The organism is Nocardia carnea (assembly GCF_029868325.1).
GTDB classification, from domain to species: domain Bacteria; phylum Actinomycetota; class Actinomycetes; order Mycobacteriales; family Mycobacteriaceae; genus Nocardia; species Nocardia carnea_C.
Genome location: NZ_JARWNW010000185.1, coordinates 1 through 23,300, shown reverse-complemented (window position 1 = coordinate 23,300; position 23,300 = coordinate 1). Strand labels below are relative to the sequence as shown.

Genomic DNA, 23,300 nt, shown 5'->3' with positions numbered 1-23,300 from the left:
TTGTACTCCACGGGAGGGATGCGGCGCGGCGATTCGGCGACGTTCGCGGTTGCCCGGTCGGCGCGGACTCCGCAGACGACCTGCGGTGGCGCAATCGCCCACCGCGGTCTGCGCCGGCGGTATCAGGGTTTCGGGACCGCCGGCAGCGCGATCGATGGGTCGATGAATTCGTTGGTCACCAGGTCGGATGCCGACATGCCGTCGGCGATCAGGTCACCGCGGTTGCGCAGGATCGGGGTGACCGCCTCGATCACCCGGTCCACTCGGGCGGTGTCGAAATTGCCGAGGGTGTTATCGGGTCCGTTGCCGACGATCTGCTCCGCGACCTGAACCTTCACCGAATCGGTGTTCCCGGCGGCGGTCATCGGCGGGCCGTCGGGGATGGTTTCGGCGATACGCAGCAGGGCGGCGTTGACCGGTTCGGGGTCGGCGATGTAGTCGACCTGCGCCTGTTGCAGCATCGGGACCAGTTTCGTCAGGCACGGTCGTAGTGCCTCGAGTTCGCCGGTGCGGACCGACCAGGCGTGCGGGTAGATCTCGTAGCCGGATTCGTGGATCAGCAGGTAGTCGGTGGGTTTACGCCAGCCCTCCACATCGTGTGCCCAGCGGTAGGGCTCGTTGGATACGTAGCCCTGCTGCATGACCCGGCCGCGTTCGGCGACGAAACGGCTCGGGGTGCCGTCGAACGAGGCGTCGGCCTGGTCTTTGCCGACGTAGCCGTTGGCGACGAGGTAGTCCATGAAGATCTTGCCCTCGCTGTACACGACGGGAGCGCCGGTTCCGGGGACGTCTTTCCAGGATTCGACCTGGTAGCTCGCCGGATCCCACATGATGATCTGCGGGTTGACGTCGAGCGAGGCGAAGACGCCGGTGACGGGGAAGTCCTGCCGCGCCCGCACGGCGTCGTCGGTGGGTACGAAACCGAGGGTGATCGAGGTGTCCTGGTACATCTGCGCGGGTACCGGCTGGCCACCGAGGAAGGGGCCGCCCAGCCGGACCTCGACATTGATACCGGTATCGCCGAGCGGACCCACGTAGGAGCCTTTGTTCACGTCGACGGTGCCGTCGGGGCCGACGAGCTGGAAGGCGGCGGCCCGTTCCGGTGTGGCATACCAGTCGGTTTGGATGACGACGGTATCCGGGCAGACCCCGGCCAGTGGTCCTTCGCCGGTGGGTTCCGGGACGGATGTGGTGCCGCCGCAGGCGGCGAGGAGAGCGGTGCCGGCGAGGGCGGTCAGGACGGAGATCGATCTCTTCATGGGGTCTTCCTGGAGTGAACAGCGAATGGGTCGATGAGTGCAACAGCGGAGGTTGTGCGGCGCCGGTCAGCGGCGGCGACCGTGGGCGCGTTCGACGCGACCGGCCAGGAAGTCGAAAACCCAGAACAGGATCAGCCCGGCCAGTGACGACAGCAGCAGAGCGGTGAGCAGTTCCTCGGTGGCCAGGCGCTGGCGGTAGACGTCGATCATCCGGCCGATCCCCGGCTCGCCCTGCCGGAAGAAGAAATCCGCCACGATGGAGCCGATGACGGCCATCCCGCCGGAAATCTTGAAACCGGAGATCATGGCCGGAAGCGCCGCGGGTAGTTGCAGTTTCAGCAGGCGTTGCCTGCGGGTGGCGCCGTGCAGGGTGAACAGGTCGTGTTCGGCGGGTGCCACGGATTTCAGCCCGAACAGGGTATTGGTGACCACCGGGAACAGCGACACCATCACGCAGACGATGACCCGGCTGCCGAATTCGTAGCCGAACCAGAAGCCGAACAGCGGGACCACGGCAAGGATCGGGATGGTCTGCAGGATCACCGCGTACGGGTACAGCGAGTACTCGGCCCAGCGCGCCTGGCTCATCACCACCGCGAAACCCACGCCCAGCACCATGGCGACGACGAGCCCGCTCAACGCGACCAGCACCGTGGAGCCCAATGCGGACAAGATTTCGGCGCGAACCGCGGAATCCAGCAGGCCCTCTGTGATCACTTCGTCGGGCCCGGGCAGCAGGAACCGCGATTCCGCGGCGATCAGGTAGTGGCTCGCGAAGTACCACCCCGCCATGACGAGGACGAACACCACCACCGGGGCGATGATCCGCACCGGCGCACCCCGTCGGCGCCCCGGCGCTTCCGCAGGTTTCGGTGCGGTGCGCACGGTGACCGCGGCGGCGGTATCCGCCGCGACCGTGGTCATGCCGCGACCGCCTGTTCGGCAGTGTGCAGCGCGGCCGATACCGCACCGGCGATCTCGGCGAATTCCGCCGTATAGCGCAGGCCCGGTTCCCGTGGGAAATCCAGCGGCACCGTGATATCGGCGGCGACCCGGCCGGGCCGGCCGGTGAGTACCACGACCCGGGTGGACATGAACACCGCCTCGGGCACGGAATGAGTGACGAATACCCCGGCGAATGCGTCACGCCGGAACAGGCTGCCCACCTCCTCGTTGAGCCGCTGCCGGGTGATCTCGTCGAGGGCGCCGAACGGTTCGTCGAACAGAAACACCTCCGGTCGCAGGGTGAGCGCGCGGGCGATGGAGGCGCGCATCCGCATACCGCCGGACAGTTGCGCGGGTTTGTGTTTCTCGAAGCCGGTCAGCCCCACCCGCTCGATCGCGTCGAGGGCGGCGGCGCGCCGTTCGCCCCGGGGCACACCGGTCAGTTCGGCGGGTAGTTCGACGTTGCTCAGTACCGAACGCCACGGCAGCAGGGTGGCTTCCTGGAAGACGTAGCCGAGCTGCCCGGTACCGATGTCGACGCTGCCGGCACTGGCCTGCTCGAAGCCGGCCGCCAGGCGTAGCAGCGTGGATTTACCGCAACCCGACGGACCGACCAGTGATACGAATTCCCCTGCGCGCACGGTGATATCGATATCGCGCAGGGCGGCGGTCCCGTTCTCGAAGACCATCGATACATTCCGGAATGCGAGGGCCGGTTCGGATTCGATCGTATACGCTGCCCCCTGCGAAGAGGCGGGCGCCGGAAGTGCCTCTGTACTCATGGAACAGTTTTAGCGGGCGCTGATTGCCGATCGCGGTCCACCGGATTACGCCACTGTTTCGTATACGATCAATCAACGAGTTTTCCGTCGCGGGCCACCACGCGGCCCGCCTTCACCACCAGGCCGCGCACCGGAACACCGGCCACGGCGGCCGCGGGTACCGACGCCTGCACGGTGAGCAGATCCGCGCGAGCGCCTGGACGCAGGCCGTAATCAGGTAGCCCCAATACCTGTGCGCCACCATATGTCCCGGCAGTGAGAGCGAGTTCGATCTCCTCGTCGGCCAGCAGCCGGTCACGGAAGGCGACCGTATTGATCCGGCGCAGCATGTCACCGTCGCCGTACGGGGTCCACAGATCGCGGATACCGTCGTTGCCCAGCGCGAGAGTCGCGCCGGCTGCCTGCATGACCCGCAGCGGGACCACCGGTGCGTCACCGACCGCGCAGGTCACCATGGCCACCCCCGCGTCCACCAGGCTTTCGGCAATCCGCTGCTGCTCGGCGGGCGGCAAGGCACCCATGGCGTAGGCGTGGCTGATGGTCACGCGGCCGGCCAGCCCCGTGGCCCGGGTGCGTTCGATGATCAGATCGAACTCCCAGGCACCGAGCACGCCCGGATCGTGCAGGTGGATATCGATCTTCGTACCGAAACGTTCGGCCAGCCCGAAGAGCAGGTCGAGCTGGCCGGTGGGGTCGCCGTCGAAACCGGCGGGGTCGATACCGCCCACCACCTCCACGCCGTCGGCGAGGGCCGCGGCCAGCAGGTCGGCCACGCCGGGGCGGCACATCACACCTCCCTGCGGGAAGGCGACGAGTTCGACATCGACGCGATCGCGGTGCCGGGCGGCGGCGGCCCGGACCGCTTCGACCCCGGCCAGGCCCACTTCGGGATCGATATCGATATGACTGCGCACATATGCGGTGCCGCCGGCGACCATGGTTGCGAGCAGGTCCGCCGCGTAATCGGCATTGGGGATACCGAGTTCGCGACGCCGGCCTTCCCCGTTGGCGATTCGGCCCGCCAGCGAACGGCCGCCGGTATTGGGCACCCAGGGGCCGCCCCACAGGGTCTTGTCCAGGTGGCAGTGGGTATCGACGAAACCGGGCAGGACCAGTGCACCGTCCAGGTCGACGGTTTCGACGCCGGGCGCGGGCAGATCCGCGGCGATGCTGTCGATCCGGCCGCCTCGGATCAGGATGTCGGCCGTTTCGAGCGGCCGGCCGGGCGCCCACGGGCGACCGTTGCGGAGTAATAGACCGGATGCCTCGGTGAGTGGGAAATCCTGCACAGCGGTTCCTTCTTTCGACAGGTCAGGTGAACAACATGGCGGTGCCCGCACCGGCACCGAAGACGATCACCACGGCGCGGAACACGCCGGGGCGTAAGCGGTCGGCGATCTTCGCGCCGACGGTCCCGCCGGCCAGGCACGCCGGTGCCAGTACGGCCACCGACCACCATTCGACGGGACCGAACAGCGCGACGGCCACGGTCGCGGTGGTCGAAACCGCCAGGGTCAGCGCGCTCTTGAGACCGTTGAGCAGGTTGATCGAGGCATCGATCCCGAGCGCCAGGGCCGTCAGCAACACGATGCCCATGCCGCCGTTGAAGTACGCGCCGTAGACGCCGCCCAGAAACACTCCGGCGAACAGGGTGAACCGGGAATCGCCCCCCTTCTCGGTGAGCCGCCGCGAGATCATGGGCTGGGCCGCGAACAGGGCGGTGGCCGCCAGCACCAGGTAGGGCACCAGCGCGGCGAACACCTCGGGCGGCGCGGCCAGCAGGGCGATCACACCACCGACTGCGCCGGCAGTGCCCGTGATGACCAAACGCGGGAGCAGGCTGCGATGCTCGCCGAGCCGGGAGCGCAACGCGGCCGCCCCACCCAGGTACCCAGGCCATACCGCGACGGCGTTGGTCACCGTCGCGGTGACGGGCGGCAGGCCGGTGGCCAGCAGCGCGGGAAACGACAGCAGGCTGCCGCCACCGGCGATGGCGTTGCAGACACCGGCGCCGAAACCGGCCACCAGCAGCAGAACCGCGTACGCGGGGTCCATAACGTCCCTCCGATCCAAAGCGAGCCAGAATCGTATACGAAAATCCACGCGCTCGCTTCCCGAGGAGGCGCCCGAAGTCCGTCGAGCGCGCCGCCGACGCGGCACGGCCGCCCCTCGCGACCAGCCCACAGCCCGACGCACGAGCAAGTGAGCAGAACACCCCCCACCGGCATCCCGGGCACACACCTGGTATCCAGTTGGAGAAACCGGGCGGTGGATCGTATGCGACCACGCCCCCGACCCGAGCCGAGGACGATGTGGCCAGCAGTAAGCCGCGTATGACCAAACAGCAGGTGTGCCGCGCCATTCGCGAGGACATCGTCAACGGGGTCTTCGCGCCCGGCCAGCGGCTCACCGAGGACACCATCGCCGAGGGTTACGGGGTTTCCCGCGTACCCGTGCGGGAGGCGTTGCGCACCCTGGAAGCCGAGGGTTTCGCCTATTCGCGCCCCTACGCCGGGACGTTCGTTGCCGAATTGACCGAGGCGGAGGCGGCCGACCTGCTCGAGATCCGCGCCCTGCTGGAACCGCTGTGCGCCGGCCGGGCCGCGCTACGACACAGCCCGGAACAACTCGGCCGCCTCAAGGAACTCACCGCGCTCGGCCAGGATGCCGTGCGCACCGGCCGGCTGGACGACCTGACCAGGCTCAACAGCCGATTCCACGAGGTACTCGCGGAGGCGTCGGGCAGCGCCCTGCTGACTCAGCTGATCACCCAGCTCGGCTGGAAGATCGCCTGGGTGTATGCGGTGGAACTACCGCGCCGGGCCGGCGATTCCTGGGCCGAGCACGAGCAGATCTGCGCCGCCCTGGAAGCTCGGGACGCGGAGCTCGCCCAGCGGCTGGTCACCGAACATATCGCCCATGCGACCACCGCCTACCGGCTCCGGGACCACCGTTGCCCGACGGCCGGATCGGGTTCGTAACGCCCGCGAAGCATTCCGCCGCATCGCCGGAAACAGAGGGGTCGTATACAAAATAGGACCTGTTTCGCCGGCCTGGAGGTATCGATGCCGCACCCGCTGCCGCTGAACGAGCCGGATCCGCTGCCGCAGCGCGAACGGATTTCGGCCCGCAGGGCGCCCGAGCCGCCGGCCCACCTCGGCACGGCCTATCCGGCCGGCGGCAGCGACACGGCCGAAACCGGTGGCACCGCTGTAATTCAGGCACCGGTCGGTAGTGCTGCGCCTTCTACCAGCGCTGCGGCTCCGTACGGTAGCAGTGCCACCGCGAACTCCCGGCCCGGCAGCCGCACCGACTCGGTAGCCGGCACTGCGGCGAACCGGTTACCGGGTACCACGGGAGCGGCTACGCGCCGCAGCGCCGGAGATTGCGGCCCGAACAGCGGAGCACGATCCCTGCGCAGCGGCCCGGCGGCCCCGGCGGACAGCAGTCGGGCCGACCTGCTGCTGCGCAACGCGCATATCGACGATGCGGCCCCACTCGTGGATATCGCCGTCACCGGCGGCGTGATCACCGCGATAGGCCCGGACCTGGCGGATACCGCCGATCAGGAGATCGACTGCGCGGCCCGCGTGGTGATACCCGGTTTGGTCGAATCACATGTCCACCTCGACAAGGCCCTACTCGACCGCGAACGCAGCGGCGACGGGACACTCGCCCGGGCGATCGCCGTCACCGCGGAGCTGAAACGCGATTTCACCGCCGCCTCGATCCGCGACCGCGCCCGGCGGGTGCTCGAACAGGCGATCATGCACGGCACCACGGTGATTCGCGCACATCCGGATGTCGACCCGATCGTCGGCCTGCTGGGAGTCGGCACACTGCTCGAGCTGCGCGACGAATTCCGCGGCCGGATCGACCTGCAGATCGTCGCGTTCCCGCAGGAGGGGATCCTCCGCGCCCCCGGCACCCTCGCCCTGCTCCGGGAGGCGCTGAACGCGGGCGCGGACGTGATCGGCGGCTGCACCTACAACGAGGACTCGGTGGCACAGTGCCGCCGGCATATCGATCTCGTCTTCGATCTGGCTGCCGAATTCGGTGTCCCGGTCGACCTGCACGCCGATTTCGCCGACGACACCACCGACCCCCGGTTCGCGCTGGCCGATTACATCGCCGAGGTCACCGAACGCACCGGGATGGGCGGCCGCGTCACGATCGGGCACGCCACCTCCCTGGCCGCCCGCCCACCCGCGGACCGGCAGCGGGTGCTGCGCCGCCTCGCCGAGGCAGGTGTGGCCGTGGTTCCGCTCCCGGCCACCGATATTTTCCTGGGCGGGCGCACCGATACCGCGAATATCCGCCGCGGTATCGCCCCGGTCCGCGAACTGTGGGCGGCCGGCGTACGAACCGCGGTCTCGTCCAACAATATTCGCAACGCCTTCACGCCCTACGGCAACGCAGACCTGCTGGATATCGGACTGTTCCTGGCCCAGACCTCACATCTGGCAGGTCCCGGCGATCTCACCCGCGTACTCGGTATGGCGACCTACGAAGCGGCCGCCGTGATCGATATCGCCGACCGCTACGGTCTGCGGGTGGGCGCCGACGCCGACCTGGTCGTACTGTCCACGCATCGGGTCGCCGACGCCCTGCTGGACCGGCCGGACCGCTGCTTTGTGATCAAGGCGGGGCGGATCGTCGCGCACACCACCCGCACCCAGCAACTGCTACCGGCGCTGCACTTGTGAGTAGCAGGCCGGTCCTGCAGCCAGGCCATCCGCACCGCGGGCGGTAAGGGGCTCGCCTGAGGCGGGATCGAATACGGTTGCGGGTTGTCCGAGCGCCGGATGCTCAGGCGGCCGAACGGTTGCCCTGGTGGATGAGGGCATCGATCCGGCGCTTGTAATCGTTGAACTCCGGTGCCGTCACCTCGCGGTCGCGGGGCAGGTCGATTCCGATCGTCTCGCGGATATGACCGGCCGTGCCGTGAGCGGTTCCCCCGGCCATCACCACAACCCGGTCCGACAGGTACACCGCTTCCTCGACACTGTGCGTGACGAAAACGACCGTGACCCCGGCTTCCCGGTGAATCCGGCCGAGCTCGGCTTGCATATCGCTGCGGGTGAGCGCGTCCAGGGCGCCGAACGGTTCGTCCATGAGCAGAACGGCCGGCCGGTTGGCCAGGACGCGGGCGATGGCGACCCGCTGCTGCATCCCGCCCGACAGCTGGTGCGGGAAGGAATCGCGCACTCGGGTGAGGCCGACGGTTTCGAGGCAACGGGCGGTGGTTTCGCGGATATCGTCGCGGGTCATCCGGGCCTGTTTCGGACCGTAGGCGACGTTCTCGGCGACGGTGAGCCACGGGAACAACCCGTAGTCCTGGAAGACGACGCCGCGGTCGGGTCCGGGCCCGGTCACCGGTTCGTCGCCGACCGTAACCGTTCCCTGGGTCGCGGTTTCGAAACCGGCGAGAATCCGCAGCAAGGTGGATTTCCCGCAGCCGCTGGCGCCGACGACACAGACGAATTCACCGGCGGCGATATCGAGCGTGACGCCCTCGACCGCGGGCCCGGCCGTACCGGGATACCTCTTGCCGAGGCTGTCGAGCACGATCCGGGCCGGCCGGTGCGGGCGGCGGCGAGTGGAATAGATCTTCATACGATCACCTGATCCGCAAGAGGGTCATGGAAGAAGTGGGCGGCGCCCGGCGAGTAGCCGGACGGCCAGCATCATGATCCGGTCGGCGAGGAATCCCGCCAGGCCGATAACGATCATCACGGCGACGATGAGGTCGGTGCGCGACTGTTCCCGCGCCTGGGTGATCAACGCACCCAATCCCACGCGGATACCCACGGTTTCGCCGACCACCAGGATCACCCAGGACAGCCCGAGCGCGATCCGGAGCCCGGAGACGATCGTGGGTATCGCGGCCGGCAACACCACCTTGTACAGGGTTTGCGCGGGCGGGGTGCCGAGCATGGCGGCGGCCTCGAACAACCGATCCGGCACCGACCGTACCCCGGCGACAGTATTGACGAGGATGGCGAACACCGCGGCCAGGAAGACCAGGAAAATGGTCGCCCTGTCCCCGAAACCGATGATGAGCAGCGAGAGCGGAGCCCACGCGGTGACCGGGATCGGCCGCACCAGGCCCAGGGTCGGTTCGAGCATCCGGTGCACGGTCCGCGAACGACCCATCAGGATGCCGAGCGGCACCGCGACGGCCGCCGCTATCGCGAAACCCTGCACCACCCGCAGCGTGCTGGCATAGAGGTGCAGCCACAGGGTGCCGCTGTAGCTGTCCTCGACGATCCCGCCCACGGCGAGGTCGACGAGCCGGCGCGCCACGTCGTAGGGGGTCGGCAGGAATTGCATCTGGATACCGAACGGGAGCGTCCAGCCGCCACCGACGCCCCGGTCCCACAGCAGCAGCGCCAGGAGCGGCACCGGAAGCGCCCAGAGCACTGCGGCGATTCGCGCTCCGAAGCGGGTCCTCCGTTTCATCCGGTCGGTGTGCTCGCCCGCCGGGGGCTCGGCCTCGTGCGGCCGGATCGCCGGCTCGGTCCGGATGTCCACCGTGGCCATCACTGGCTCGCCGCGGTATCGAGGAATTCTGTCCGGAAGACCTTCGTCATATCCGGTGCGGTGGGCAGTTGGTCGAACTCCACCATCTGCCGTGCCAATTCCGTGACCCGCTGCCGGAATTCGTCGTCGAGTTCCCAGCGCAGCACGACGTTCTGGATGGCGATATCGGTAACCTCGCGCTCCATACCGAAGGTTTCGACGAGGCCGCTCGCCCAGGCTTCGTGGTCACCCTTCATGAACTCGATGGCACCCGTGAAACTCTGCACCGTCTCGCGCGCCCGTTCCGGGTGTTCGTCGAGGAAACGACCATTGCCACCGAGAACGATATTGGTGGCGCCGATGGGCGTCTCGTACGGCGAAAGGATCTGGTGCGCCCCGGCCTGCCGGGCGATGGACACCCCCATTTCGGCGCTGAGGAAGGCATCGACGCGGCCCGCGGTGTAAGCACCGGCCATATCCGAGTACGCCAGGTTCACCAGCTGTACATCGGTGTCCGGGTCGAGGCCGTATGCCCGCAACGTGAGTTTCAGGGCGATCTCCTGCGAAGAACCGGCCGGGAAGCCGATCCGCTTACCGCGCAGATCCTGCGGGGTGCGGATATCCGGCCGCCCGACGAAACCGGACCCGCCGTCGGCGGCCGAGGCGATGATCGCGACCTCCTGGTTCGCCGCGACACCGGCGAGCATCGCCGGTGCGCCCAGCACACCGATATCGACGGCCCCCGAGGCCAGCGCGTTCTTGATATCGGGCGAATTCTCGAACAGGACGATTTCATAGGTGGTGCCCGGCGGGGCGAACTGCTGCATGAAGTACGGCGCGTACAGGTGGGGTTGGCCACGCAGGGTCCCGATCCGGATGGCACCGGGGTCACCGCCGGCGCTGTCCGGAGTGGCGATACAGCCGGTCAGTCCCGTGACTGCCAGCAGCAGGATCCCGATAACCGATAAGAGATGGCGGAGCGGACGTTTCATACTGGATCCTCACTGTGCGGCAACCCCTCGGCCGGGACAGCGGCATTGCTGACTGCGAGGCGGATCAGGGAACGGTCGGTGCCCGGCGCGCCCACCAGGCACACTCCGCTGGGGCCGCCCTCATCGCGGTCCAGCGGTAGTGTCACCGCGGGCAGGCCCGCGATCGACGCCGGACAGGTCAGGCGCAGGGTGCGCGCACGAGTCGATTCGCGGATTCGGGGGCCGGCGGTACGGGGCGGCGGCGGGGTCGCGGCGGCCGGGAGCACCAGGACCCGGTTGCCGAGTACCGCCCGGATGCGGTCGGCAGCCGCAGCGAGTTCCTCGCGAGCGGCGGCGGCCCGTGCGGCGGTGACCGTGGCGGCGAAGGCGAAACGGTGGGCGATATCGGGTTCCAGCACACCCGGATGCTCGTCGACCCACTGCCCGTGATTCGCCCACGCCTCGTACGCTTGGACTACGCGGAACGCGGCAATCCACTCGTCGCGGGGACACAGGTCGACCGGTTCGGCGCCGAGCCCACCGGCCACCGACCGCACCGCGGCGGCGATCCCGGGATCGGCCCCTGCGCACAGCTCCCTGTCGACCACGAAGCCGCCGGGCGTGACGGTATCCGGGCCGAGCAGGCAATCCGCGACGGTAGCCAGTGTTTCCCCGTCTGCCGTAACCCAGCCGACCGTGTCGAACGACTGCGCCAGCGGCAATAATCCGGACGTTTCGATCCGGCCGTGAGTGGTGCGGATCCCCCACAACCCTTGATAAGCGGCGGGCACCCGGATGGACCCGGCGGTATCGGTGCCCAGCCCGATCTCCACTTCCCGGCGAGCAACGGCAACGGCCGGACCGCTGGTCGACCCGCCCGGGATACACTCGGGCGCAGCCGGATTCACGGGCATCCCGTAGCGGCCGTTGTTACCGGTGAGGCTGTAGGCGAACTCGTCGGTATGCGCAATACCGGTGACCTCGGCTCCGGCCGCCAGTAGCCGCGCCACCGCGAAGGCATGATCCGTCGCCGGCTGCTGCTCCGCCGCATAAGCCGGAATTCCGGCGCCGACGGCGAAACCCGCTACCGCATACAGATCCTTCACCGCGACGGTCAGGCCGGTCAGCGGCCCCGGTCCGGTCGCCGCCGCGAGCGGCGACCCGCTAAAACGCCACACGGCCGCATCGATCCCCGACGAGATACCGTTCCGCGCCCGGGAAGCAGCGGCATCGGCGTGGGCAGCGATTGCCCCGCCGGTGAGAGCGCCGCCCGCGGTCATCGGACCCGCTCCAGGATGCGGCGGGCGAACGTTGTCTCCGCGCCCACGCCGAAATCGGCGCGCCGGATCATCCCGTGCACTCCGCGCACCTGGTCGACCGCCTGCGAGATCGTGAAATCGGCGGCGGCGCTGAGGTACAGATAGGACTGCCGGGGGTCGGCGTCGAAGAGCCCGGCCACCAGGTCGACGGCGTGGGCGACGCATAGTTCCAGCGCGGTGTTCAGGTCCGGATGGATACCGGTGGGGATCAGCATTCCGTGCGCGGCGGCGAACGGGCCGATCCGTCCCCCGAATCCGCCGACGATATCCGCCGCGGAGATCACGTCCACGGTCAGTGTGGCGCGCAGCGGCGCCTCCAGCGCGGTCAACGCCACTTCGCCGTCGCCCTGCGCGAAATGCGGGTCGCCGATGTAGAGCAGCGCCTCGGGTACTTGGACGGGCAGGAACAGGGTCGCGCCCGCCGTGAGGAGTTTGATGTCGATATTGCCGCCGTGCGGTCCGGGTGGGACGGAACCCACGCGGGTGCCGGTATCGGTGGCCACGCCGATGATCCCCAGGAACGGGGCCAGTGGGAACACCGCGCTCCCGGCCCGCCCGGTGGAATCGAGCGGCAGGGCGCCGAACCAGCGGCCGTCGCGATCGTGCACCCGGCAGAACTGCCCGTAGTCACCGTCGAATCCCGGCCGGCCGGCCAGCACCCCGCGACCGTGCCGGGTGGACACGACCCCGTACGGCGCACGCATGGTCAAGGCTTCGATGCGTACGGCCAGCAGATCGCCCGGCTGCGCTCCGGCGACGGCGATGGGCCCGGTGACGATATGGGGTCCGGCCCCGGGCTCGCGCCGGGTGTGCGCTGTCACCTCGACGGCATCGGCGAGTACATCCTCGCGGTGCACGCCGTGACTCCCGAAGTATTGCACCGGGTCCGAGCCCTGGTCTTCCAGGATTCCTTCATGACTGACGGTGTCGACGACGACCGTGGTTCCCGCCGCCACGGTGACGACCGGGGTATCGGTACGGCACGGTAGGTGTCCCCAGAGCACTCGGTGCGGGTCTGCCGGGACGTATGCCGTGCCGGGTTCGATACCCGAACCCTGTTGCAGCACCGGAAATGCGGCGGCGTAATCCTGTCCGATCAGTGTCGTCACCGCGACCTCCTTATTGGTCGGACCACCTGATGCACCGACCCTAAGAGCCCGGGACCCCCACGGCGAGCGGGGCGGCGGAACGTAACGACCGATTTACCGCCGGGCAATACGAGCACGAAAAGTGCTGGATATCGGTAACTTTCCCGAATCATTCGGACACGTCGCCGGCACGCCGCGGTATTCCGGGAGCTGATAGGTTGTATCCCTTCCGAAGCGATCGCCGCGCATTGGTCCGACCTCGATCCGGGCACCAACCGCTGCGATGCGCCGACGATGAGCCGAACGAGGAGGGGACCGTATGACATTCGCATCGATACCTCCGATGCGTCGTCCCACGCGCAGCGTCGGCGCCGAGGTCGCGGCACATCTGGAACACCTGATCACCAGCGGTGAACTACGCGCCGGTGACCGGCTCCCACCGGAACGAGACCTCGCCGCAAGCCTGAACGTTTCCCGCTCCTCGTTACGCGAGGCCATGTTCGAACTGGAATCGAAGAAACTCATCCGGCGCCGGCAGGGCAGCGGCAGCACGGTGGCCGATATCCCGCGCACGGCCACGGAACTGCACGGCAACCTCGCCGGAATCGATATCGAACTCGGTTACGCGACCGAATTGCGCGATCTGGTCGAACCGCGGATCGCGCAGCTGGCCGCGCAGCGCGCGGTCGCGTCGAACCTGCTGTCCCTCGATGAGATCCTGGCCCGCTCACACGAGCATCTCGCACCCGACGAGTCGATGCGCCTCGATATCGAGTTCCATGCTCTCCTGGCCCACGCCGCCCAGAATCCGCTGCTTGTCACACTGTGCACCATGACCACGGAATGGACCCGGCACACCCGTGTCCTGTCCCACCGCACCGCGCTGGGCCGCCGGATCTCCGTCCAGGGACACCAGACGATCTACCGAGCGGTTTCCGCGCAAGACGGCGCCGCCGCCGCGGCCGCGATGGAACAGCACCTGCGCGAGGTCCGCGAGATCAGCGTCGCTGCGCCGACCCGCTGAATCGCCGATGGCCATCGTTGCACCGCCCCGGCACCAGGTCTTTCTCTGCATTCCGTAGCGTTCTCCGCAGAATCCGCCGAGGAGGAGGTCGAACGTGACGGAGATCGAGGGCGGGCGAACGGTGCGGGTCGGCGACCGGGATATCTACTACACCGAATCCGGTTCGGGACCTGCCGTACTGATGTTGCACGGCGGCGGTCCCGGCGCCTCGGGGCAGGCTGCGTACGCGCACAATGCGGATGCGCTGGCCCGCCGGTTCCGGGTGATCGTCCCGGATATGCCCGGGTACGGGCGGTCGAGCAAGTACCTGGACCGCTCCGACCCCTTCGGCGACCTGGCGGCAGCCATGACCGGGCTGCTGGCCGCGCTGGAGTTGCCCAGCGCGCATGTGGTCGGCAATTCCTACGGCGGGGCGGCGGCCCTGCGGATGGCCATGGACTCGCCGGACACGGTCGACCGGCTGGTCCTGCTGGCTCCCGGGGGTATCGGCACCACCCGGGCGTTGCCGACCGCGGGCTTGCGTGCGCTGCTCGCCTACTACGCCGGCGACGGCCCCAGCCGCGAGAAGCTCGCCACCTTCATGCGCGAATACCTCGTGCACGACGCGCGCACCATCAGCGACGAGATGATCGACAACCGCTACCGCGCGAGTCTGGATCCCGAGGTCGTCGCGAACCCGCCGCTGCGCCGGCCCTCGGGACGGTCCGCCCCACGCACCCTCTTGCGCATGGACCTCACCCGCGATCCCCGACTGCGCCGGATCCCGCATCCGACCCTGGTGGTCTGGGGTGCGGAGGATCGGGTGAACCGCCCCTCGGGGGCGCATATGCTCGCCCGCCGGATCCCGCACTGCGATGTGTATCTACCGGCCGCCACGGGGCACTGGGTACAAGGTGAACGGCCCGAATTCTTCAACAGCCTGGCCACCGCCTTCCTCGACGAACCCCAGTAGCCGACGCCTGCGCCGATATCGCGCGTAATCGACTGCGCGTTGTCGGCCCGGGGTGGGATCGCCGAATCGCAAGCCGCCCCACCGGCCCGTCGCTCCCACCGGGAAACCGATACCCACCCGGAGATCGCGATGTGGTGCGATCGGGTTCCCTGATCGCACCGGCCGCCGGATCACGCGAAACCCGGACCACACCGATGAGTTTCGGTGTACTGACCGAATCACGGTTCACTTTCCGCTAGTGTCGCGCTGGCCGGGCGAATGCCCGGTGGGATTGCGCGCCGCGGCGCGGCGGCGGTCCCGATATCGGCTCGGCGGTCGGTGCACCGATCGCAACGTTTCCGTAGAGGAGCAGCATGTATCCCGGCGCGCATGTCGATCGTTTCCCTGGTAAACCGGCCGTAATCCTCGCCGAGACCGGTGAGACGCTGACCTATCGGGAGCTGGAGGACAATTCGGTCCGTCTCGCCCGGCACCTCCACGAGGCGGGTCTGCGCAAGGGCGACCACGTCGCGCTGCTGTCCGGGAACGATCCGAAGGTGTACGAGGTCTACTGGGCGGCGTTGCGATCCGGGCTTTACATCACCGCCGTGAACCGGCATCTGTCGCCGAGCGAGATCAGCTATATCGTCAACGACTGCGGGGCGCGGGCGCTCATCGCGTCGGCCGGTCTGCGCGAGGCCGCCGAGAAGATCATCGAGGAGACGCCGGGCGTGGAGATCCGGCTGGCCTTCGGCGGCGGAGTCGAGGGGCACGGATCCTACGAGGAAGCGCTGGCCGGCACTTCCGCCGAACCTTTGGCCGATCAGCCCCGCGGCGCCGATATGCTCTACTCCTCCGGGACCACCGGCCGGCCGAAGGGCATCAAACATCCGCTGCCGGACCGGCAGGTCGGCGATCCGCCCGGCGATACCTACACCGCCGTTTTCGGCCCGCTCTACGGATTCGATACCGAGACGGTCTACCTGTCCCCCGCTCCGCTGTATCACGCGGCGCCGCTGCGGTTCGGGGGCGTGGTGCACGCGCTCGGCGGGACGCTGGTGGTGCTGGAACGTTTCGACGCCGAGCAGGCCTTGGCAGCCATCGAGCGGTACCGCGTCACCCATAGTCAGTGGGTTCCGACCATGTTCGTCCGGATGCTGAAACTCGACGAGGCCGTCCGCGCCCGCTACGACGTTTCGAGCCTGCGGGTGGCCGTCCATGCTGCCGCGCCGTGCCCGGTCGAGGTCAAACAGAAGATGATCGACTGGTGGGGGCCGGTGCTGCACGAGTACTACGCGTCCACCGAGGGCAACGGCGCCACCTTCATCGACAGCGAACAGTGGTTGCGGAAACCGGGGTCGGTGGGTCCGGCCGGGCTGGGAGCGGTGCGGATCTGTGGCGACGACGGCGCGGAACTGCCGGCGGGCGAGATCGGCACGATCTATTTCGAACGCGAGGAAGTCCCGTTCACCTACCACAACGATGCGGCGAAAACCGAGCAGGCGATCCACCCGCAGCATCCGACCTGGACCACGACCGGCGATATCGGCTACATCGATGAGGACGGTTTCCTGTTCCTCACCGACCGTAAGGCGTTCATGATCATCTCCGGTGGTGTGAACATCTATCCGCAGGAGATCGAGGATGCGCTTGCCCTGCATCCGAAGGTTCTCGATGTCGCCGTGATCGGCGTCCCGGACGAGGAGATGGGCGAATCGGTGAAGGCCGTGGTGCAACCCGCCCCCGGCGCCGAACCCGGCCCCGGACTCGCCGCGGAACTCCGCGACTACCTGCGCGCCCGTATCGCGGGATACAAGGTCCCGCGCACGGTGGATTTCGCCGACGAACTCCCCCGCACACCGACCGGGAAGCTGGTCAAGGGCAAACTCCGCGCCCAGTACCTGTGAGACCCCGGCCGTCGGGCACCGGGTAGGTCTCCGGTACCGGCAACTGGTCGCGTCGACCACCCGGGTCCTGGTGCTCGTCGCGGCGGTTGCTCGCACCTCTGTACGGCAGGCCCTCCGGTGCCGGATAATCGGCGGCGACCCCAGTGCCCGACACCGGAGAACACCGATGCCCATACCGGTCGGCCGACGCGCCTCCACCGCGTACGTGACTTCCGGGTGTCCGCGCCCGTGAGCCAGGGAGTACGGCGGTCGCCTCGGCAGGACAGATCGCGGTTCACCGTCGACACCCTCCTGGAGGCGGCGGCGCAGCTGTTCGGGCGCGACGGCCTGGCCACCACCACCAACCACATCGCCGAGCGGGCCGGCACTTCGATAGGCACGCTGTACCAGTACTTCCCGGACAAACAGGCGATTCTGCACGCGCTGGCCCGGCGGCACGTCACCGAGGCGGCTACCCGCCTGGGCGCCGTACTGGACGAGGTGCGCGCCGCCGAGCCGCCGTTCGAGCCGGCGCTGCGCCGGGTGCTGGACGTGGTCGTCGATCTGCACCGCGACCGCCCGGGATTACACGCCCTGATGCACCGGATGGCGTTACGCGAGGCGGGTGAGCTGGCGGTGATGCACGCCTTCGAGGATCATCTCGCGAACGAACTCGCCTACCACCTCCGCCGGTGCGGTCGCGGTGGCGCCGACCCGGCGTCGACCGCCCGCCTGCTGGTGCACACGATCGATGCGCAGGTGCACCGGGTGAATCCGCGGTACCCGATGACCACGAACGACCTGATGGCGGTGGTGGAGCGGTTGGCGCCGCCGGTATCAGCCCCCTGAGCCGCCCGCTTCGGCGAGGATCGCGCGCAGAGCCGTGGCCAGCTGCGCGATTCCCGGTTCTTCGACGGGAAAATGCCCGCAGTTTTCCAGCAGCACGGTTTCGCGCCGGCCGGGAATCCGTTCGAGGAACCGGATACTCAGCTCGGGTGGCGTCCACTGGTCCGCGGCGGGGTGGACCAGTGTGATCGGAGCGGCGGTGAAGTCTTCCGGCGGTGTGTGCCGATAGTCCACGAAACTTCGGAGGAAGCCGAGCGGGACCCTGGTGCCGCCGCCCAGCGGATCGGTCGCGCACAGCCGTGAGAGGCCGGGGTCGAGGCTCATCTTGTCCATATGGGTGATCCAGCGGATGGGTACGCGGAGCCGGCCGCAGACCGGGTCGATCCACCGCAGCAGCCGCGGGCCCGACCGGCCGGGCAGGTTCCATCGGGTCAGGGCGGCGGGCGCCGCCGGGTCGGTGGGGTCCAGCAGGCAGGTCGCCACGATATGCGCTGCCGCGCCGGTACGTGCGGCGACCTCGTAGGCCAGCATTCCGCCCATACTCGCGCCGAACAGCACCAGCGGCCGGTCGTCCGCCGCGGCCCGGGCGTGCACCAGATCGCACAGCAGCTCGACCCACTCGCCGTAGCGCACCCCGGCCGGATCGGGTTCGATGGTCCGCCCGTACAGCGGGAGGTCGACTGCCGTGGCATCGACGTTCTCCCGCAGACCCAGCGCCACCGCCGGCCAGAGCAGCCCCGAGTGACCGCCGGCGCCGTGGATCGCCAGGATCCGCACCGGAGCCTCGGGCACCGCCGCGCGCAGCATATGGACGCGGCGACCCCGCCACTCCCACCATTCGGAGACCGGTTCGGCGACCGAATCGGACCGGTAGGGATCGGGAAGGAACTCGGCGTACGCGCGATGCGCTGGTGCGTTCATATCTCCAGCCTCGGGGAGCCGGGCATACCCCACAACTCGCTTTCAACAACCGTCCTTATACGGCTTGACCTGCACTGATGCAGCCGTATCGGAGAGCTGCTCAACATTGGCGTCCGGCCGGGCCCGGCCGCGGACCCGTAGGCCGGCGGGACGACGTTTGCGGCGCTCGATCCGGGCAATACCGCGGGCGACGGGACCGGTCCGGTGACGAGCGGGCAGGAGAGCGTGACGATGGCCGATAACGCGGAAAAGCGGTCGAATATCAACGATGTGGAGAAGCGCTGGACCGGCGACCGGGGAGGCTTCCGGCGGGCTGTGCGCTACACCCTGGCGGTGCTGGGAGTTGCCGCGCTGGTCTGCGCCGGTACCGCCATCTGGTCGGCCGCGGCGCAGTGCCGGGACGCCGATTCACTGCTCTGCGATACGCCGTCCCAGGTGGCGGTCCTGTTCGGTCCCGGTGTGCTGCTGTTCCTGGGGGGTATCGGGGCGTTCGTGGAGACGATCCGGGTATGGCGGCGCGGTGGGACCTGGCCGATCTGGCAGGGCGCGGGCTGGTTCCTGTTCCTGATCATGCTGTTCTATCTCGGTATCGGCGCCACCACGGTCCCCGCGGACTGACCGGACGCACCCTCGGATTCGGCGGGGCCCGGCTACGAGGTTCCGGTAAGAGTCCCGGTAGGCCTGCTGATCGAGCGGTACCTGTGGCAGACTTTCGAGGAATGCTCGGATGACGGCCGCGCGACTCGATGGGGTCGCGCGGACCGTGCGCGGAAGGTGATGCGGGAATTGAGATCGCGATGGATCTGATCGCCATCGAGGGCCGGGTGGCCACCGACCGGATCGCGGCCCGGGACCGCACCCCGGAAACCGAATTACAGCTGGCCACCGGCCTGTCCGAACTCGCCGCCGCGTATCTGGCCACCAAAACCGATGGTTCGATACGTAACCGGGTGGCCGGGGCACTCGAACCCGCGCAGGAAGCGGTGATGATCCGGTTGCGCTGGTTCACCGCCGGCCGGGTCACCGCGCAGTTCGCCAACGAGGTACAGGACACGCTGCGGCTGCTGGAGCAGGCGGCCCGCGAGATCGGGCACCGCGAACTCGCCACCGCGACCATCCGCGACGCCTGCAACGCCTATACGCAGGTAGCGCACGATCATCCGAATGCAGCGGGCGCCTGCGCGGACAGCCTGTCGAAATGCGGTGTATGGCTGTGCCGGCTGGACCCGGGCGCGGCTGTCGTGGCGACCGACGAGGCCGTGCGGATTCGTGCCGGTCTGTTCGCGGCGGATCCGGATCAGTCCCGGAAATACCTCGCCACCTTGAATACGCTGCTGCGCACTCTGATGGTGGGCCGGCAGCGGAAGCAGGCGGTGGCCATGTATCGCGAGCGCTATACCGCGCTCACCACCCCGGAGATGGCTGCTCAGCTGCGGGCGCTGAAGATCGAAGAGATCGGTTTCACCGGCAAAACGCAGTCCGCGCTGCGCAAACTCGAATGCCGCACGCTCGAGCGCGCCGGTTATCTGACCCAGCAGCAGATCCTCTATCAGAGCGCCGGTGATCTGGCGACCATCGAGGAGATCAACTGGAATCTGGCGCTGGTCGGGCTGAAACCGCTGGTGGCGGGGGCGATGCCGGATCAACCGGCCAAACCGGTGGAGATCGGTTCCTCGTTCGGTGCGCTCGGCGTGCTGTGTTCGGCACCGGATGCGTTGTCGCAGGTGCGGGCCGCGATTATCGCGGCCTACACCGAGGCGGGCGCGGAGCTGGTGGATATCAACACCGCCTACGGCGTGGACAAGGCCCATTGGGGCACCCGGGACCCGCAGATGAACGCGACCCCCGAACTCGGCGAGGATATCGTGCTGATCGAGCGGCGGTCGGGGAGCTGGGTCGCGGTGCAGAGCCTGAAGTGGGAGCTCACACCGGTCGCGAAGAATCCGCTGGCTCGCCATCTTTCGCGGCAGTGGCCGGTGATGAGCGTGACCAGCACGGAGAGTCTTGCCTACGAGCTGTGCTGGTATGAACAGGGCGAGGCCACCCAGTACGCCGCGCTCGGACGGCCCGCGGAACCGGTGGCGCTCGATACCCCACTGGCGCCACTGGATTTCGGCAAGCTCGCCGATTACGGCGCCGATTACGCCTCGGAGACGCAGATCCGTTCGGCCTTCGGTAACGCGACCATGTTCGCGAAGCTCACCGAGCTGCCCGCCAGCGGTATCCGCCAGGCCGCCGAGGCGCGGCCGCTGGCCGGCTACGGCGATCAGGTGCTGTGTTTCCGTGGCCGGGGGGCGAAGCGGCCGGGCGGCGCCTGAACGCTGAGCCGCATGTAGCCGGGGTCACCCCGATACCCTATCGACCGCTTGGTGAGACTCGTCTCGGCCGCCGAACCATGCTTCGCTATGGTTTGGACCGAAGCTGATGCATTGCCGGACAACGGCAATGCCGGGAACATTAGGGTGATATGCGCCGATCACCATGGTGTCGTCTGCGCATGCCCTGGAACGGGTTGATCTATCGTGGCTGTTCGGCGGCATCTGTCCGACTCGTGGGATCGGGCACTGCGCTCCGGCAGGGATGTCACTCGCGGCCGGGTCGGTATCCGCACCCGGCTGCTCTCGATCCTGCTGATCACCAATATCACGCTGCTGATCATCGGAGTCGGCGCCGCCGGATACCTGGTGAAGGACAGTCTGTCGGCCCGGGTCTGGGCCAACCTCATCAGCAGCACCACCACGCCGGTGATGTCCATGGTCGAAACCTTCGAGGAAGAGCGCCGGCTGTCGATGCTGTATCTGGAGGGCGATCCGGTCGCGGCCGGCGCCCTCGCGGACGCGCGGCAGCGTTCCGATACCGCGCTCGCCGCGACGATCGCCAAGGGCGAGGCGGCCCAGCGGCTCGACCCCGGCGGATCGGCGGCCGAACTGGAGACATTCCGCCCGCTCTACAACAGCGTTCCCGGCTTCCGCGCCACCATCGACGCCCGCGCGGTACCCAGTGCGGAAGCGTTCGGATTCTTCAATACGGTGATCGACACGATTTTCCGGGCGTCGCTGATCGCCGCCCGGGTCGCGCCCGACGCCGGGCTGGGAATCGCACTCGGTTACGGCGTCGAACCACTGCGGGCCGCGGAAGCACTGTCGCGCGCCGATACCCTCGGTATCGTGAGCCTCGCGCGCGGGGAAGCGACGCCGGAGCAATTCCTCGAATTCCACCGGTACGTCGGCGAGTTCCGCGCGCAGGCCGCCTATTCGGCGTCCGTACTGAAGGGTGCGCGGCTGGACCAGCTGAATGCCCTCACCTCTTCACCGGACTGGCAGCGGGTAACCGCCATGCAGGATGCGATGATGCTGCGCGGTCCCTTCCCGGCTGCCTCCGAAAGCGGTGACGACACAGCGGAATCCGCGGATTCCGGTCCCGCCCTGCCGATGACCGGACCGGCCTGGCAGGAAACGTCCACCCGGCTCAGCTCGGCCCTGCTGAAACTGTGGGAGGACCAGAGCCGCGACGCACACGCCATCGCCCGTGAGGAGGGCACCGATACGGCGGGCCTGTCGCTGATCGGCGGGATCGTGGTCCTGGCCGTCACGCTGGTGGCGTTCCTGGGCACCTTGTTCGTGGCCAACCGGTTCATCGGCCGGATGCGCCGGCTGCGCAGCGACACCCTCGAATTGGCCGATCACCGGCTACCCGATCTGATGCGGCGCCTCGACAGCGGCGCGGAAATCGATACGGCCGCCGAAGTGGCCCGGCTGGATTTCGGTACCGACGAACTCGGCGAGGTGGCCGACGCGTTCAACCGGGCGCAGGTCGCCGCGGTATCGGCGGCCGTGGCCGAATCCCGGACCCGGGCCGGTTTCCGCACGATCTTCCTCAATATCGCCCACCGCAACCAGGTCGCGGTGCACAAACAGCTGGCCCTGCTCGATCGCGCGGAACGCCGCGAGGAGAACGCCGACCAGCTCGAGCTCCTGTTCGAACTCGACCATCTGGCCACTCGCGCCCGGCGGCATGCCGAGAACCTCATCGTGCTGGGCGGAGAGAACCCGGGCCGGGTGTGGCGTAATGCGATTCCGCTGTGGGATCTGATCCGCGGCGCCGCGGCGGAAACGGTCGACTACACCCGGATCCACACCGGTCACGCGCCCGATGTGCTGATCGCCGGCCAGGCCACCGCCGACCTGATCCACCTGCTGGCGGAGCTGATGGACAACGCGACCGCGTTCTCACCGCCGCAGTCGCGGGTCGAGGTCTCGGCGGCCGTCGTGGGCCGCGGGGTCGCGGTCGAGGTCGCCGACCAGGGGCTGGGTATGTCGGCCGACGAGATCGTCGCGAACAACCAGCTGCTCTCGCAGCCACCGGATTTCGGGGTCGCGGCGCTGTCCGGCGATACCCGGCTCGGGCTTTTCGTCGTGGCCACGCTGGCGGCCCGCCACGGCGCGTCGGTACGGCTGTCGGATTCGATGTACGGCGGAGTCAAGGCCGTCGTACTGATCCCCACCGAACTGATCGAAGAACGGACCGTGCCCGGCGCCGGAAAATCCGCGGACAACGGCACCCGTTCCGAGGAGGCCGGATCCCGGGATTCCGCGGCGAACGGCAACGGACCGGACTCCGCCGTGCCGAACGGCAGCGCCGCACCCGCGGGCGTCGCGGCCCCCGCGCGCTCCGGCGGGTCGGCGCGGCCGGCCGCCGCTACCGTGGCCCAGCAACCGGATACCGGAACCCGGCCCCCCCGGCCCCCCCCGCCCCGGCAGCCCGCCCCCCCCCCCCCCCCGCCCCCCCCCCCCCGGGCCCCCCCGC

20 protein-coding genes are annotated in these 23,300 nt (G+C 68.5%); 9 read left to right on the top strand and 11 right to left on the bottom strand.

What is annotated here, in order from left to right; all coding sequences use genetic code 11:
• Positions 1-122: 122 nt before the first annotated feature.
• From QH196_RS14700 to QH196_RS14680, 5 genes are all read right to left on the bottom strand, one after another.
• A complete protein-coding gene (locus QH196_RS14700) occupies positions 123-1,259 on the bottom strand; it encodes an ABC transporter substrate-binding protein (RefSeq protein ID WP_280416347.1) in 1,137 nt (378 codons plus the stop codon).
• A gap of 66 nt (positions 1,260-1,325) precedes the next feature.
• Positions 1,326-2,183 (bottom strand): ABC transporter permease, encoded by an 858-nt coding sequence (locus QH196_RS14695; protein WP_280416346.1) that lies wholly within the window; start codon positions 2,181-2,183, stop codon positions 1,326-1,328.
• The gene (locus QH196_RS14690) at positions 2,180-2,986 is read right to left on the bottom strand and encodes an ABC transporter ATP-binding protein (RefSeq protein WP_432279498.1); all 807 of its coding nucleotides are present in this window, start codon (positions 2,984-2,986) and stop codon (positions 2,180-2,182) included. Before QH196_RS14690 ends, QH196_RS14695 begins: the two co-directional genes overlap by 4 nt.
• Before the next feature lie 68 nt (positions 2,987-3,054).
• Positions 3,055-4,275 carry an amidohydrolase gene (locus tag QH196_RS14685; protein ID WP_280416345.1) on the bottom strand — a complete coding sequence of 407 codons (1,221 nt, stop codon included), beginning with the start codon at positions 4,273-4,275 and terminating at the stop codon, positions 3,055-3,057.
• Between the two features lie 22 nt (positions 4,276-4,297).
• Entirely contained in the window at positions 4,298-5,041 is a 744-nt protein-coding gene (locus QH196_RS14680) for a sulfite exporter TauE/SafE family protein (protein WP_280416344.1), read from the bottom strand.
• Between the two features lie 278 nt (positions 5,042-5,319).
• On the opposite strand from QH196_RS14680, the gene QH196_RS14675 reads away from it, so the two are divergent.
• Together QH196_RS14675 and QH196_RS14670 are read left to right on the top strand one after the other, a co-directional pair.
• A complete protein-coding gene (locus QH196_RS14675) occupies positions 5,320-5,967 on the top strand; it encodes a GntR family transcriptional regulator (protein WP_280416343.1) in 648 nt (215 codons plus the stop codon).
• Positions 5,968-6,051: 84 nt separating this feature from the next.
• Positions 6,052-7,692 carry an amidohydrolase family protein gene (locus QH196_RS14670; protein WP_280416342.1) on the top strand — a complete coding sequence of 547 codons (1,641 nt, stop codon included), beginning with the start codon at positions 6,052-6,054 and terminating at the stop codon, positions 7,690-7,692.
• Between the two features lie 103 nt (positions 7,693-7,795).
• Here the strand turns inward: QH196_RS14670 and QH196_RS14665 are convergent, their stop codons facing one another.
• From QH196_RS14665 to QH196_RS14645, 5 genes are read right to left on the bottom strand one after another with little or no spacing between them, the layout of a single operon-like run.
• Complete coding sequence (locus QH196_RS14665) at positions 7,796-8,602, bottom strand: ABC transporter ATP-binding protein (RefSeq protein WP_280416341.1); 807 nt, start codon at positions 8,600-8,602, stop codon at positions 7,796-7,798.
• Between the two features lie 24 nt (positions 8,603-8,626).
• Positions 8,627-9,529 (bottom strand): ABC transporter permease, encoded by a 903-nt coding sequence (locus QH196_RS14660; protein WP_280416340.1) that lies wholly within the window; start codon positions 9,527-9,529, stop codon positions 8,627-8,629.
• On the bottom strand, positions 9,529-10,500 hold the full coding sequence (locus tag QH196_RS14655) for an ABC transporter substrate-binding protein (RefSeq protein WP_280416339.1): 972 nt from the start codon (positions 10,498-10,500) through the stop codon (positions 9,529-9,531). The genes QH196_RS14660 and QH196_RS14655 overlap by 1 nt, the downstream gene beginning before the upstream one ends.
• The gene (locus QH196_RS14650; protein ID WP_280416338.1) at positions 10,497-11,759 is read right to left on the bottom strand and encodes an amidase family protein; all 1,263 of its coding nucleotides are present in this window, start codon (positions 11,757-11,759) and stop codon (positions 10,497-10,499) included. The genes QH196_RS14655 and QH196_RS14650 overlap by 4 nt, the downstream gene beginning before the upstream one ends.
• Positions 11,756-12,907 carry an acetamidase/formamidase family protein gene (locus tag QH196_RS14645; RefSeq protein WP_280416337.1) on the bottom strand — a complete coding sequence of 384 codons (1,152 nt, stop codon included), beginning with the start codon at positions 12,905-12,907 and terminating at the stop codon, positions 11,756-11,758. The genes QH196_RS14650 and QH196_RS14645 overlap by 4 nt, the downstream gene beginning before the upstream one ends.
• A 298-nt stretch (positions 12,908-13,205) precedes the next feature.
• Between QH196_RS14645 and QH196_RS14640 the strand changes: the two genes are divergently transcribed.
• The 4 genes from QH196_RS14640 to QH196_RS14625 all read left to right on the top strand — a co-directional run bounded on the left by QH196_RS14640 (position 13,206) and on the right by QH196_RS14625 (position 17,576).
• Positions 13,206-13,910, top strand: coding sequence for a FadR/GntR family transcriptional regulator (locus tag QH196_RS14640; RefSeq protein ID WP_280416336.1), 705 nt, complete (start codon positions 13,206-13,208; stop codon positions 13,908-13,910).
• A 94-nt stretch (positions 13,911-14,004) separates the two neighbouring features.
• Entirely contained in the window at positions 14,005-14,862 is an 858-nt protein-coding gene (locus tag QH196_RS14635) for an alpha/beta fold hydrolase (RefSeq protein ID WP_280416335.1), read from the top strand.
• Between the two features lie 353 nt (positions 14,863-15,215).
• Complete coding sequence (locus QH196_RS14630) at positions 15,216-16,748, top strand: acyl-CoA synthetase (RefSeq protein ID WP_280416334.1); 1,533 nt, start codon at positions 15,216-15,218, stop codon at positions 16,746-16,748.
• 228 nt (positions 16,749-16,976) lie between these two features.
• Positions 16,977-17,576: a TetR/AcrR family transcriptional regulator gene (locus tag QH196_RS14625; RefSeq protein WP_280416333.1), complete on the top strand. Its 600-nt coding sequence runs from the start codon at positions 16,977-16,979 to the stop codon at positions 17,574-17,576.
• Here the strand turns inward: QH196_RS14625 and QH196_RS14620 are convergent.
• Positions 17,565-18,494, bottom strand: a complete 930-nt coding sequence (locus tag QH196_RS14620) for an alpha/beta hydrolase (RefSeq protein ID WP_280416332.1) — start codon at positions 18,492-18,494, stop codon at positions 17,565-17,567. The two genes, QH196_RS14625 and QH196_RS14620, sit on opposite strands and share 12 nt — an antisense overlap.
• A gap of 231 nt (positions 18,495-18,725) precedes the next feature.
• Here QH196_RS14620 and QH196_RS14615 point away from each other — a divergent pair, with 231 nt between their 5' ends.
• From QH196_RS14615 to QH196_RS14605, 3 genes are all read left to right on the top strand, one after another.
• On the top strand, positions 18,726-19,112 hold the full coding sequence (locus QH196_RS14615; protein ID WP_280416331.1) for a hypothetical protein: 387 nt from the start codon (positions 18,726-18,728) through the stop codon (positions 19,110-19,112).
• 179 nt (positions 19,113-19,291) lie between these two features.
• The gene (locus QH196_RS14610) at positions 19,292-20,812 is read left to right on the top strand and encodes a hypothetical protein (RefSeq protein ID WP_280416330.1); all 1,521 of its coding nucleotides are present in this window, start codon (positions 19,292-19,294) and stop codon (positions 20,810-20,812) included.
• A gap of 204 nt (positions 20,813-21,016) precedes the next feature.
• Positions 21,017-23,300, top strand: a 2,284-nt coding sequence (locus QH196_RS14605) for a sensor histidine kinase (RefSeq protein ID WP_280416329.1), incomplete at its 3' end; no start/stop codon positions are given.

What these genes read in the sequence shown, in the direction of transcription:
- QH196_RS14640 (WP_280416336.1), top strand. Translation starts at nt 13,206, where the DNA reads ATGACATTCGCATCGATACCTCCGATGCGTCGTCCCACGCGCAGCGTC.
- QH196_RS14680 (WP_280416344.1), bottom strand. Translation starts at nt 5,041, where the DNA reads ATGGACCCCGCGTACGCGGTTCTGCTGCTGGTGGCCGGTTTCGGCGCC.
- QH196_RS14700 (WP_280416347.1), bottom strand. Translation starts at nt 1,259, where the DNA reads ATGAAGAGATCGATCTCCGTCCTGACCGCCCTCGCCGGCACCGCTCTC.
- QH196_RS14630 (WP_280416334.1), top strand. Translation starts at nt 15,216, where the DNA reads ATGTATCCCGGCGCGCATGTCGATCGTTTCCCTGGTAAACCGGCCGTA.
- QH196_RS14660 (WP_280416340.1), bottom strand. Translation starts at nt 9,529, where the DNA reads ATGGCCACGGTGGACATCCGGACCGAGCCGGCGATCCGGCCGCACGAG.
- QH196_RS14665 (WP_280416341.1), bottom strand. Translation starts at nt 8,602, where the DNA reads ATGAAGATCTATTCCACTCGCCGCCGCCCGCACCGGCCGGCCCGGATC.
- QH196_RS14615 (WP_280416331.1), top strand. Translation starts at nt 18,726, where the DNA reads ATGGCCGATAACGCGGAAAAGCGGTCGAATATCAACGATGTGGAGAAG.
- QH196_RS14650 (WP_280416338.1), bottom strand. Translation starts at nt 11,759, where the DNA reads ATGACCGCGGGCGGCGCTCTCACCGGCGGGGCAATCGCTGCCCACGCC.
- QH196_RS14655 (WP_280416339.1), bottom strand. Translation starts at nt 10,500, where the DNA reads ATGAAACGTCCGCTCCGCCATCTCTTATCGGTTATCGGGATCCTGCTG.
- QH196_RS14675 (WP_280416343.1), top strand. Translation starts at nt 5,320, where the DNA reads ATGACCAAACAGCAGGTGTGCCGCGCCATTCGCGAGGACATCGTCAAC.
- QH196_RS14670 (WP_280416342.1), top strand. Translation starts at nt 6,052, where the DNA reads ATGCCGCACCCGCTGCCGCTGAACGAGCCGGATCCGCTGCCGCAGCGC.
- QH196_RS14690 (WP_432279498.1), bottom strand. Translation starts at nt 2,986, where the DNA reads ATGAGTACAGAGGCACTTCCGGCGCCCGCCTCTTCGCAGGGGGCAGCG.
- QH196_RS14620 (WP_280416332.1), bottom strand. Translation starts at nt 18,494, where the DNA reads ATGAACGCACCAGCGCATCGCGCGTACGCCGAGTTCCTTCCCGATCCC.
- QH196_RS14610 (WP_280416330.1), top strand. Translation starts at nt 19,292, where the DNA reads ATGGATCTGATCGCCATCGAGGGCCGGGTGGCCACCGACCGGATCGCG.
- QH196_RS14695 (WP_280416346.1), bottom strand. Translation starts at nt 2,183, where the DNA reads ATGACCACGGTCGCGGCGGATACCGCCGCCGCGGTCACCGTGCGCACC.